A 12,572-nucleotide genomic window follows, 5' to 3' on the forward strand; every position below is an offset into this window, starting at 1 on the left:
GCGGTCAGCCCACTCTGGGTTTGACGGGTTGTGGTTTAGGTGATCACGCCAAAGAACTTCAGCGATGTCAGCCATACCCATAGGTGCGCCTGGGTGGCCAGAGTTTGCTTGTTGTACGCCGTCCATGCTTAGAGCACGAATAGCATTAGCTAGATGTTTACGGTCCATAATAACTACCAGTGTTTAAATATTGGAATTGGAAATTGAAAGGGGAACGCAAACGTTCCCCTTTTTTAATTCTGTGTGATTACAGCTTAGCTGCGATCATGTCTTCTAGTTTGCCTTGGTCAACTGCGAAGTTGCGGATACCTTCTGCAACTTTCTCAACTGCCATAGCGTCTAGGTTGTGCTCCCATAGGAACTCAGCGTGAGTCATTGGAGCAGGGCGTTCTTTAGAGCCTTTAGAGTCAACTAGCTTCTCTACAACGTCACCTTCAGCAGCTTCTAGTTCAGCTAGAAGAGCAGGAGCGATAGTTAGACGGTCACAACCAGCAAGTTCTAGGATCTCGCCGATGTTACGGAAGCTTGCACCCATAACAACAGTGTTGTAGCCGTGCTCTTTGTAGTAGTTGTAGATGTCAGTTACTGAGATTACGCCTGGATCTTCAGATGCTTCGAAGTCACGACCTTCTTTAGCTTTGTACCAGTCCATGATACGACCAACGAATGGAGAGATTAGGAATACGCCAGCTTCAGCACATGCGCGAGCTTGTGCGAATGAGAATAGAAGCGTTAGGTTACAGTTGATGCCTTCTTTCTCTAGGATTTCAGCAGCACGGATACCTTCCCAAGTAGAAGCCAGTTTGATTAGGATGCGATCGTTAGTGATGCCAGCATCGTTGTACATTTTTACTAGCTGACGAGCTTTAGCAACGCTGCCTTCAGTGTCGTAAGAAAGACGAGCATCAACTTCAGTAGAGATACGGCCTGGGATTGTTTTCAGGATTTCTTTACCGATGTTTACTGCAAGCATGTCACAAGTGTCTTGTACTTGTTGTGCTTTATCAGCGCTTTGTGCTTTAGCGTATTCGATTGAAGCATCGATAAGTGGCGCATACTCTTCGATTTGAGCCGCTTTAAGAATCAGAGATGGGTTAGTTGTTGCGTCTTCTGGCTGGTACTTTTTGATTGCATCAATTTCACCAGTGTCTGCTACTACTGTCGTTAGTTTACGAAGTTGCTCTAATTTGTTGCTCATTTTGATCATCCTATCTATCGCATAACATCTCGTGTGAAGAGAGATGTGGGCATTTGCAAGCTAGCTAATAAACTTCTCATCACCAAATCATTGGTTCAGTTGTTCATTAATTTTAAAATTTCGAGCTGACGAACATTTGCTTCGAACATATGTTCGTTGGCTGAGTAAATGATGAAGCCATATTTATCCGATCTCACGGCAAAGTCAATGGCAAATAGTGCAGTAAAGTGACTTTAATCAAATATAATTTACTCCAATAAACACGGGGTCTGAAAGCAAACGTTTAATGGTTGTGTATTGAGCAGTTCAATTACACTTTGGTGATATTGATTGTTGTGAGCATTTGTTTTCTACCATTACAAATGTTCATGGTGTAAACTGATGCGACAGTTGCTTTGCTATCGGGCATTTGCTGCTTATTTAGGTGAATAAATTGTTAAATACTTGTTGGGTGGTATATGAGTAAGAATATTCAAGATGTGTCGGAAGAAAATACTGATCTTCTCACTGAAGTGGCGGTTGCCTACTATCAAGACGGTGCGACACAGGAAGAGATATCGAAAAAGTTCTCAATCTCTCGTGCAAAGGTTGGTCGAATGCTCAAGCAAGCTCGAGACGAAGGTATCGTAGAAATTACAGTAAAGTACCACCCAGTATTTAGCGCTAAAATAGAACAACGCTTAATTGAGCGCTTTGGTGTCAAGCGCGCACTTGTTGCTCTGGATCAGCCGAACGAAGAGCAGCAACGTCTTCAAGTAGCTGGCTTAGTATCTAACTATTTAACCAGCACCTTAAAAAACGGCATGGTAGTGACAGTGGGTCAAGGCCGCAACGTATCGTCTGTTGCACACCACACTGGTGTAATTACCCCACGTGATTGTAAGTTCGTGTGTGGTATCGGAGGCATTCACCCAAGAGGCGGTATGTTCAATGCCGACCACATTTGCCGTCAGCTGGCGAAAAAGTACGGTGGTTCATCGGAAACTCTGTATGCTCCAGCCTATGCGGAGAACAAGGCTCAAAAAACCGCATTCATGGAAAACAGCACAGTTAAGCAAACACTCGATCTCGCTCGAAAGGCCGATGTGGCATTAGTGGGTATCGGTGACATGAGTGAAAACAGCTACATGGTTGACTTAGGCTGGTTTACCGCAGGCGAGGTAGTTCAATCTCGTTTACTACAAGGTGTCGTCGGTGACTTCGCAGGCTACGACTTTTTTGACGTACATGGTAAAGCGGCAAACACAGTAATGAGTGACCGTGTTATTGGCTTGGGATTGGAAGAGTTTCGCCCGATTGCAGAGGTGATTGCCATTGCTGCAGAGAACAGTAAACCGCTTGCGCTACTCGGTGCACTTCGTACTGGTGTCGTCGATGTGATTGCGACCAGTGTAAGCAACGCATTGACCGTTCTTAACTTGGATGAGCAGATGAAATATGCCGAAAAAGGTGAGAGCGCCAAATAACTGATTCGCAAATGAGTTTAGCTAATTGGCGACAATCGGTTGGATTTGCCGGGAAATGAGATAAAAAATGGAAGCACACGCTTCCATTTTTTATGCTTCACACTCTTCTTTTGTCGAAGATGAATAGTGCTTCAGATATTGACTAAGTTCTTCGTACGGTATTGGACGAGAGAAGTAATAGCCCTGCATTAAATCACAGTGACAAGCTTTTAGGACATCGAAGTGCTCTTTGGTCTCGACGCCTTCTGCCAATACTACCATGCCAAAGTTTTTACCGATGGCTATGATGTTTTGAACCATCGTCAAAGATTGAGCATCGCAGTTAATGTTCTCGATAAAGCTCTTATCAATCTTCAGTTCGTAGATTGGTAATGCCTTAAGCATACTCAAAGAAGAGTATCCTGTACCGAAATCATCCAGTGAGATCTTAATGCCTATATCGTTGAGCGATTCAAAGATAGGGCGTACTTGTTGTACATCTTCTATGAATAAGTTCTCGGTGATCTCCAGCGTTAGGTAGTCGCTCGGGAATTGATACTTTTCAAGTGTCGCCAATAGATGCTCTGCAAATGCAGCATGCATAAATTGACGCACAGAGATGTTGATAGATAAACCTAGTTTAAACATCTCAATTCGGTGCAGGTGCGCAATCTGTTGGATACTGGATTCAATGATGAACGCACCTAATCTCGGCATTAGTCCGGTTTTTTCTGCCACAGGGATGAATACGTCTGGTGGTACAAAACCTAGTTCATCGTCAATCCAGCGCACCAGAGCTTCCACACCATGAACACTGCCATCTGCACACAGGAGAGGCTGGAACACCATAAAGAGTGTCTGTTTCTCTATGGCCACTCTTAGCTTTTGTTCCACCTTCATCTTATACAAGTGAGTTTCCTGCATCTCAGCAGTGAACATGCTGTACGAGTTCTGCTGTTGTTTTGCTTTGTACATTGATATGTCGGCTGAACGCAAAAGGCTATCGAGGTCCTTACCGTGTTGCGGGAATTGTGCAATACCGACACTACAGCTTAATAGGAATTGTGATTCGTCTACGTCATAAGGTTTCGATAACACCTCGATTATTCTTTCCGCCAAACGGTGCAATTCGCTCTCATTGATCAGGGGCGTTAAGAATAAGAACTCATCACCTGAGTCCCTAATAACAAGGCTCAGGCGTGACTGGAAACGGCTCAAGCGAAGCGCAATTTGCTTGAGGATTTTATCGCCAAAGTCATGCCCATGAGTGTCGTTCACACTCTTAAAGTTGTCGATATCAATAAACAACAAGGTAAACGGATGTTTCTCATCATCAAGCCATTTACTGATGTTTTGGCGCATATAGAATCGATTTGGTAGCGAGGTCAATGGGTCGTGATTCGCTTGATAAATCAGCTGCTTACGAGTTCGAAGCTCACTCTTGGAAATCGATTTAACCAGTGCGTAAAAGCAAGCATGTAGCAGCAAGAACACAGCAATGTAGATGCTAAACTCTTCCCAGAAAACCTTATCTACATACGCAAGTTCTGTTGTGCCGATAACCCAAAGTTTGTAATCGTTCAAGTACGTAGTGGTGACAATGCTGTTATTGCCTTCTTGTTCAACGATCGCAGAGTAGATCTTTCCACTCTCTTTAGCGTCTTGAATTTTTATGTTGTACGACTTGGCGAAGCTTTTGGCGATGTGCTCGACCATATTGGCGTCAACGGGAGTAGAGTAGGCTCGTAGTGAAACCACATCCTTTGAATAGAACTGCCGATAAAGGTCGTCGCGCAGCAGGCTCAAGCTGTTGTACTCAGCGGTGTTAACGTTCTTTTTAAATAGGATGGTACTGTTAAGTTTCAATCCAGCCGTCATTACCGCGGCGACATCAGTGCCGTTGGTGGAAATCGATTTACGAATAGGGATGATCAGTGTGCCAAGGGAGTCCTGGAAGTAGGTACGACCTAACACCATTTTTTGGCTTTCAATCGCCTCTAAAAAGGAGTCACGGGTGTAGTCATAGTCGAGAAGATTGCGCTGCTCAGTCAGCATCAAATTTGAGCTAACGGCTAAGTATTCACCTTTAGGATTGATCAAACCAAAAGCGGCGATCGCCGGGTGAGTGTCGAGCAGTTTGTCCAAGATAGGACGAATTTGAATTGCTGCAGTACGAGTAAAATCAGATTGTTGGAGTAATTGATGACCGACGACTTCTAGTAGCGCCTCTTGGCTAGTTAGAAGCGATTCAATAGAGTTCGAAAATAGCTCCAACTGCATGTGCTGTTGGCGGGTGAAGTCGTCTCGGTTAGTTTGCCATTTGATAAGCCCAAACGCAGAAAAAAGTATCAAAGTCAGCAGTACGATCAATATGTACAACGTCCAGATATTTTTTTTGAATACAGCCATACAACGCCTTTGGGTCTAGATAACACTCATGTAACGGCCAATTTTGAGAAACCTTGAATCGAAATTGTAAAAAAGAACGCCGTATTTATTCTGTTGTATAGTAACAAAACACATAGCAACTCAGTATTGTTTCGATCAAAATTATTTGTTGTCTAGACCTTTTATTGTGACATTGTTACCGTTATTTCTATTCTGGGGTGACCTCTATTGGCAATTCTTCGTTTGCTCCCCATTCAGTCCATGAACCATCATAAACACTCATTGGGTTGTTGTACCCTGCAATTTTCGCAGCCAGAAGAATGATACAAGCCGTAACGCCGGAGCCACAGCTGAATACCATAGGCAGTTGTTGTATGTCTAATGCACTGAAGATTGTTTTCAGTTCTTGCTCTGACTTTAAGCGCCCATTTTCCATAACTTGTGCGAAGGGTAGGCAAACAGAGTGTGGAATGTGGCCGCTTCTCAACCCAGGTCGAGGCTCTGGTACTTTAGAGTCGAAACGTGCTTGAGAGCGTGCATCGAGAATATTGGCTTGTTGCGTTTTAGAGTAGTCGTTGACTTGAGTTGCATCGATAAAGTAACTCTTATCTAGCACTCCTTCAAAGTCCCCAAGGGCATCAACGGTGCTGTAACTTGGAACTGTCTCAAAGCCACTTTCGACCCACGCTGGTAAACCACCATCCAGAATCAGAGAATTGGTATGCCCCATAGCTAAGAACATCCACCAAGCGCGTGGTGAAGCAAAAGTGCCTGCGTTGTCATACACCACGACGGTACTCTTATTGTTTATGCCAAGCGCTTGAGCACGTTCATTGAAGTGTTTCTCGGTCGGGAACATATGAGGAAGCAAGGTATGCTTATCACAGAAATCTTTGTCGTAGTCGAATTTTACCGAGCCAGGGATGTATTGGTCAGTAATCTTTTCTGCTTCGCCCGGAATTTGAAATTCGATACTGGCATCGAGAAGGATAACGTCTTGCTGTTTTAACAGCTCGTTCAACTGAGCGGGTGTGATCAGAGGTTGAGTCATAGTACTCCACTTCCTATGTTGTTATTGTTTGAGTTGAGATATCTAAGATGAACTTTGGGCAAGCTATTGGGTGGTGTCTGCGGCAATACAGCGCTGATATTTATAACTTTGTTGCCCGGTCGATTGCTTCAATAATGCATCAACAATCACTATAGAATCAATGGGGCATTCAATAGTTGCTGGGACTGACAATCGAAAGCTTGGCTCATCATCAAGTTTTAAAGTCAGATAGCGACGATGGCCATCAAGCGATTGGGTAAGGGTATTCGCCTTGACGATCGCGCGCTTTTCTACAGTGTTGGAGGAAGGGGTGGTTAACTGAATTAACGCCACTAAAACTACAACCCCCAGACCTAGAATAACAAACGCCAACTTTAGCTGTTTCATAGAGTTGTTTGAGCTCCTAGACTATGTGCAGTTAGTTTTAAGATACGCCAGTTATAACGAATTGAGTATAAAGATGCGCGAGTTCGTGAGGCAACTAACAACAAAAAGCGAGCCCAAATAGGCTCGCTTGTATTTACTCGAATATCTACCAGGTCACTTGCATCACATCGGATGAAACAATTTGCTGAAGCGGCGCTTGACCATCATAGAACCAGATCTCAATCAGGATGTTCTCCTCGCTGATTGGAGCGGTAAATGAAGAATTAAACTGCCCGTTGTTTAAAGAGCCAGCCAGCAATCTGCTTGAATAGTCTGGCTTAAAAGTCGCGTCACTGCGTTCAGAATAGCGGCTATAAACAGATACGAATGAACGGTTCGTTGATATATGACTGATATCGATATTAAGGTCGTGCTGTTCTACCGGGTTGTAGTCAAAACCATCGGGTACGGTTAAGTCGGACATCGTGCTTGCCACTGCTGGAGCGGGTGCAGCCGTTGAACCGCCACCTCCGCCGCCACCTCCTCCACCACAACCAAAGATCAAAGTAGTACTAGCGAGCAGTGAAATTAACGAAGCTTGTTTAACCATGGCTCTGCATCCTTTTGTTGGTGTTTCCTGTAGTGCTGATGACTCAGTGTTACAGCCGTTAGTATGTGGTTTTGAGGATTTCATTTGCGTATTCATCATGATTACTCCTCTGAGCTCAAGTCATAACATTGGCCAGCTTCAGGTGACTGGAACCAGGTTGTCGCATCTTCGCCACCAGACTCTGCAAACGTCTTGAATTGTGGGTATGCCGTTACGATGTCTACACGTTCTTGTGGCCATTCCCACTCGGCTGTTGACGTAATCATTAATGCCCAAGGGTGGTTCTCTGCTGTTTTGAAGTATTTGCCTTCACTTGGACTACTGTCATCGACACCTAGGCCAGTCTCGAATAGGTTTGCACTGTCGAAGGCTTCAGTTGGTGCTTGATCAGCCAAGTGGACTTCCCAACTACGACCTGGGTGTAACGGTAAGTTTGGACCGTGGTAGTGGCCAGGAGTCGCAAAGATGAATGGGTCGTACGGCATATCTGTCCAAGCACTAGTGTCAACGCCTTCACCGTCTAATGAAATACCAATTTGGAAAGCAAATTGTTCATCGTCCTTACAGCCATTCTGTGTACGATAGAAATCACAACTGGTAGCGATTTTTTCAGTCAGGTTCTCTGCGACAACAAAAATGGCTTCACTGCGACCGCTTTCCATATTGAGAGATGTGAACACACCATTCTCTTTCATGTAAGAGTTACCAGTGTTGACAGAGCTTGGCGCTAAGTTCGGAAGGCGAACCGCAAAGCCATTAAGGTAATCCGCGCCGACAGCCACCAGACGACCATCAATCGTTGATTTGACGACTTTGCCATCTTTTAAGATCTCCGTGATTCGGTAACGAAGTACGGCATCATTCATGTCGTAGTCAGCTTTGTAAGGCCAGTTATCTTCATATGCGAGAGTGGCGTAACCCGATGCGCTTGGGAAGTAACGAGCGGTAGCACCGTCATTTAGTACATCGACTTGAATATCAACAACTTCACCGGACGTTGAGCCGCCGTAATACTCTAGGTTGGTCTGTTGACTGAAACGGAACCGAGCCCACGTCGTACCGGTTAAGGCGTTAACATCGACGTTGAGGAAAAGCTCGTTTTCACCAGCAGATAGTTGATAGTCAGCGAACACTTTTTCGTTCTCACCATCAAAGCTACCATCTTGGTTCCAATCTATCCAAACAGACAGATAACCCGTGGTTGACGCTTCAACCATCACTTTAGAATCAAGCCCAGCCTCAAGTGCAGTAACAAAGCCGATACCGCCGTTGGTCCACTCATCATCTATACCGGTTGTCTCATCGGACTGTGGAGATACAAAACCATCTTGCTCGCCATCTGGGGCTTCGCTACCTAGCCAAGTCACGCCATCAAGTTCATGACGAGGTCCGTTGCTGTTGAGCAGTGTTAGATAGCTGTCTGGTGCATCACCAAAGTCGATATTCGAATCTTCGTCAATGACTGGAGCGTTAGCACAGCGCGCACCATCATTCTGACCAGAACTAGGGCCGTTAGATACAAACTCAACGGCAGGAACGATGCCTGCAGCAATATTGGTTGCGTTATCTGGAGATAGGTTCACGCGGTAGATTTTACCGTCTTGGTTGCGTGATACGTAGTAGTTACCGTTAACATCGAAATAGCCCGCACCAAACGTACCCGTTTCCCCGGTATCACCAATTGAGGTTGTGGCGCCAGTGGTTGGGTCGAAGGAGTAGAGCACCCCTGAGTTGTTATCGATCCCGTAAAGCTTGCCGTCACTTGGGTGGAATGCGAAGTCAGTGAGCTTAACCGTGGCTATATCAGACACTTTTACAACAGGTAAGACTGCGTTGGGGTCTGACGCGAGCGGCGTTAAGTCGATTGTGAACAGTCCTTTGCCAGTGCGATATAGATAGTAAGTACTGTTATAAACATCGCCAACATAAAAGGTGTGGTCGGTTGGTAAACCGCTGGTATTAACGACTTCAGCTTGGAAATTAGATCCCAGTCTTACGATGCGTTTGTTAGTAGTGTCGTAACCGTAGATATAGCGGTCATCGAAGCTAAAACCGACACCATTAATATTGGCGTTCATGCCTGTGTCTGATTGCAACAGCGTTGTAGACCCTGTGACTAGATTGACGCCATATACTTGAACTGGCGTTGATTGAAATAGGTATGCCTTGCTTGGGCAAGTGTCGAATGGCGCGGCTTGAGCTAGAAGCGGTGCACCGAGTAGCAAACTTAACGTTGGGATTCTCATATCAACATCCTTGTAATGGAAGATACTGTATGAGTATCAATTCTTATGCCATTTTTAAGTTGTTGTATTTATTGACTTTATGTTTATGTTTCTTAGTTTTCTCAAAATGAGAATTGAATTGGCGTCGAAATAAGCCAAGTAGCGAAGAGAGTTTTCAAAATGAAAATAAGTGGAAGCGGATAGAAAAAGAGCCTCAATCACTAGGAGTGAGGCTCTAAAAAGTAAACGTGTTTTAGAACAAGACAGTACAGTGCGATGTTTACTTAGATTTACCACACACTGTGCAAGTTGGCATTTTCATTAATTTCATTTCACGCCAGCTGTGTGACATCGCATCTAAGATAAGAAGTTTACCTTCTTTCGGAGAGCCAAATTGCGCTATTACTTTAATGGCTTCTAGAGCCTGTGCAGCGCCGACCATACCTACAACAGGTGCCATAACGCCAGCCTCAACGCAGCTAAGCGCAGCCGAACCGAATAGAGCACTTAAGCATTGATAGCACGGAGCGTTCTCGTCTTGGTAGGTAAATACACTGATTTGACCTTCCATACGAATTGCTGCTCCAGAGACTAATGGAACCTTCGCTTGGTAGCATAATCGATTGAGTTGATTACGCGTCTCTACATTATCACACGCATCCAGCACCAATGTGTGTGATCTAATCAGACTACTGAGTTCATCGTCTGACAGACGTCGGTCGATTGTCTCTACCGTCAAATGAGGGTTCAGCACTCTAAGTGATTCCGCTGCCGATTCGACCTTTTTCTTTCCGATGTCAGCATCGGTATGCAACACTTGTCTTTGCAAGTTAGATAGCTCTACTACGTCATCATCGATGAGCGTGAGTTTGCCAATACCCGCAGTCGCCAGATATTGGGACGCTGCACAGCCTAAGCCGCCGGCGCCCAATACAAGAATGGAGCTTTGCTTGAGGGCTTCTTGTCCCTCAAAATCGAACTGTTTAAGAATGATCTGGCGGTTGTAGCGAAGCATCTCCGCATCAGACAGAATTTCCATTAACAAGCCTCGTTAGTAGAGTGTTGAATTAAACAGTTGGATTTGAACAGTTTCACCTGCTTCGACACGACCGCGCTCACGTTCAAGTACCACAAAGCAGTTCGCAAGGCTCATCGAGCGGAACGCGCCTGAGCTTTGGTTACCGGTTGTTTCGACGACAAACTGACCATTTTCGATGGTGTAGATACCACGTTGATAGTCAGTACGGCCTGGTGCTTTTTTGAATGCTGAACGCGTTGTCGCTGGAATAGATTCAGGTGCTTTCCACGCTGTGTTGCCGGCTAGCTTCGCGAGCATAGGTTGCACAAGTACGTACATGGTTAGAACTGCAGATACTGGATTGCCCGGAAGACCACAGAACCAAGCGTTTTCTAATTCACCAAACGCAAAAGGTTTGCCCGGTTTAATCGCGAGTTTCCAAAAGCCAATTTGTCCTAATTCTTCAAGGATGTCTTTGGTGTAGTCCGCTTCGCCCACACTAACTCCACCAGAAGTTACGACAACATCTGCTAATTCTTGTGCTTTTTCAAAAGTCTGTTTTAGCGTCGCAGGGCAATCAGGGATGATACCCAGATCAATCGCTTCGCAGCCAAATGCTTCGATGAGAGGCTTGATACCGTAGCGGTTGCTGTCGTAGATCTGACCATCTTCTAATGGTTGACCTAGAGGTTTAAGCTCATCACCGGTAGAGAAGAAAGCAACCTTAGGTTTGCGCAACACTTGAATGTGACTAATACCCAGAGACGCGATCATTGGAATATCACGAGGTGTTAGACGTTCGCCTTTACTCAGTACAACGTCGCCTTGCTTGATGTCGTCACCCGTTGGACGAATGTTGTTGTTCGGCTTGATGTCAGTTTGTTGAATCTCGATGCCGTTTTCGGTTTCACGCGTATTTTCTTGCATGATGACCGCATCGCAACCTTCTGGAATCTTAGCGCCCGTCATAATGCGCACACAGGTGTTTTGTGGCCATTCGCCTTCAAAAGGCTGACCCGCGAATGATTTACCTGCGAGTGGGAGTGTATTGCCATTTTCTAGGTCTGCTAGACGAAGGGCATAACCGTCCATTGCTGAGTTATCAAAAGGAGGAACAAAAATAGGTGAGAGAATATCTTCAGCAAGAACGTAACCTAGAGCATCCGCCAACGGCAGTGATAGTGTGTCTTGAATTGGTGTAATTGGTGATAGCAGCTTATCAAGTGCTTCTTCAATTGGCATTAAGCCCGGAGCGTCGCAACAGCCCATAATTGAATTCCTTTGATCGTTATTATTTTGATTTGTTTGTTGGTACATCGGTATCAACGAAATTGATGCCACTTTAGCATAGTTTGAGGCCCGTAAATAATGACCTCCCTTAAAATATGGGTGTAATTATTCAAAATTCCGAGTATCCTTGTCTGCCATCCAAAAGGGGTAATAGAAGAGGAAGTTCAATGTCAGGTCTTAGCGAATCAGCGAAGTTGGTTAAAGATGCGCTAGCGAGCCGCGGGTTAGAAACACCAATGAGCCCGAATCAGGTAAGCCGTGAAGAGAAAAAGGAACGAATCGAACACCATATGCGTGAGATTCTGACTCTTCTAGAACTTGATTTAACCGATGACAGCTTGGAAGAAACACCGCATCGTATTGCTAAAATGTATGTCGATGAAATTTTCTCTGGTTTGGATTACGCCAACTTCCCTAAAATCACCGTGATCGAAAACAAGATGGGCGTTCGTGAAATGGTACGTGTGAAAGACATCACAGTAACCAGCACGTGCGAACACCACCTAGTAACTATCGATGGCAAAACGGCGGTTGCTTATATTCCTCGTGGTAAAATCATTGGTCTTTCTAAGATCAACCGCATTGTTCGCTTCTTTGCTCAGCGCCCACAAGTTCAGGAGCGCATGACTCAGCAAATTCTTGTTGCACTTCAAACTCTGCTTGAGACGGATGATGTTGCGGTAACAATGGATGCAGTTCACTACTGCGTGAAGTCTCGTGGTGTTATGGATGCAACGAGTGAAACGACCACAACGGCACTGGGCGGTATTTTCAAGTCAAACCCAGCAACTCGTCATGAGTTCTTGCACGGTCTACGCTAATCTACGATTGATTAGATAGGTTCGATTTCACTATTTAAATCGACAAGAAATATTCGAAGCCTCGCACTCTGCGGGGCTTTTTTGTATCTGATTCGCACCATTGCCTAACGCGACAGCAAGCTTTCCGGGGAGTTTCTTTATACATATGTGGTTTTGTGCT

General features: G+C 45.1%; 11 protein-coding genes. 2 read left to right on the plus strand and 9 right to left on the minus strand.

Annotation, left to right across the window (positions count from 1 at the left end):
* The coding region (locus AC6R05_RS04415) for a thiamine pyrophosphate-binding protein (RefSeq protein WP_500646691.1) at nucleotides 1-168 on the minus strand (168 nt) is incomplete at its 3' end.
* Between the two features lie 79 nt (nucleotides 169-247).
* Complete coding sequence (gene tal / locus AC6R05_RS04420) at nucleotides 248-1,198, minus strand: transaldolase (protein WP_004737207.1); 951 nt, start codon at nucleotides 1,196-1,198, stop codon at nucleotides 248-250.
* Nucleotides 1,199-1,656: 458 nt separating this feature from the next.
* Here tal and AC6R05_RS04425 point away from each other — a divergent pair, with 458 nt between their 5' ends.
* Complete coding sequence (locus AC6R05_RS04425; protein WP_152469676.1) at nucleotides 1,657-2,664, plus strand: sugar-binding transcriptional regulator; 1,008 nt, start codon at nucleotides 1,657-1,659, stop codon at nucleotides 2,662-2,664.
* 90 nt (nucleotides 2,665-2,754) lie between these two features.
* Here the strand turns inward: AC6R05_RS04425 and AC6R05_RS04430 are convergent, their stop codons facing one another.
* The 7 genes from AC6R05_RS04430 to moeA all read right to left on the minus strand — a co-directional run bounded on the left by AC6R05_RS04430 (nucleotide 2,755) and on the right by moeA (nucleotide 11,570).
* On the minus strand, nucleotides 2,755-5,052 hold the full coding sequence (locus AC6R05_RS04430) for a putative bifunctional diguanylate cyclase/phosphodiesterase (RefSeq protein WP_500646685.1): 2,298 nt from the start codon (nucleotides 5,050-5,052) through the stop codon (nucleotides 2,755-2,757).
* Between the two features lie 187 nt (nucleotides 5,053-5,239).
* The gene (locus AC6R05_RS04435) at nucleotides 5,240-6,082 is read right to left on the minus strand and encodes a sulfurtransferase (protein WP_500646686.1); all 843 of its coding nucleotides are present in this window, start codon (nucleotides 6,080-6,082) and stop codon (nucleotides 5,240-5,242) included.
* A 63-nt stretch (nucleotides 6,083-6,145) separates the two neighbouring features.
* On the minus strand, nucleotides 6,146-6,469 hold the full coding sequence (locus AC6R05_RS04440) for a hypothetical protein (RefSeq protein WP_500646687.1): 324 nt from the start codon (nucleotides 6,467-6,469) through the stop codon (nucleotides 6,146-6,148).
* A 145-nt stretch (nucleotides 6,470-6,614) separates the two neighbouring features.
* Nucleotides 6,615-7,154: a hypothetical protein gene (locus AC6R05_RS04445; RefSeq protein WP_500646692.1), complete on the minus strand. Its 540-nt coding sequence runs from the start codon at nucleotides 7,152-7,154 to the stop codon at nucleotides 6,615-6,617.
* A 5-nt stretch (nucleotides 7,155-7,159) separates the two neighbouring features.
* A complete protein-coding gene (locus AC6R05_RS04450; protein WP_500646688.1) occupies nucleotides 7,160-9,304 on the minus strand; it encodes an LruC domain-containing protein in 2,145 nt (714 codons plus the stop codon).
* 259 nt (nucleotides 9,305-9,563) lie between these two features.
* A complete protein-coding gene (gene moeB, locus AC6R05_RS04455; protein WP_500646689.1) occupies nucleotides 9,564-10,322 on the minus strand; it encodes a molybdopterin-synthase adenylyltransferase MoeB in 759 nt (252 codons plus the stop codon).
* A 12-nt stretch (nucleotides 10,323-10,334) separates the two neighbouring features.
* A complete protein-coding gene (moeA, locus tag AC6R05_RS04460; protein ID WP_500646690.1) occupies nucleotides 10,335-11,570 on the minus strand; it encodes a molybdopterin molybdotransferase MoeA in 1,236 nt (411 codons plus the stop codon).
* Nucleotides 11,571-11,758: 188 nt separating this feature from the next.
* Between moeA and folE the strand changes: the two genes are divergently transcribed.
* Entirely contained in the window at nucleotides 11,759-12,412 is a 654-nt protein-coding gene (folE, locus tag AC6R05_RS04465; protein WP_150870299.1) for a GTP cyclohydrolase I FolE, read from the plus strand.
* Nucleotides 12,413-12,572 lie beyond the last annotated feature (160 nt).

The organism is Vibrio sp. R11-SG3-ISO9 (genome assembly GCF_059834255.1).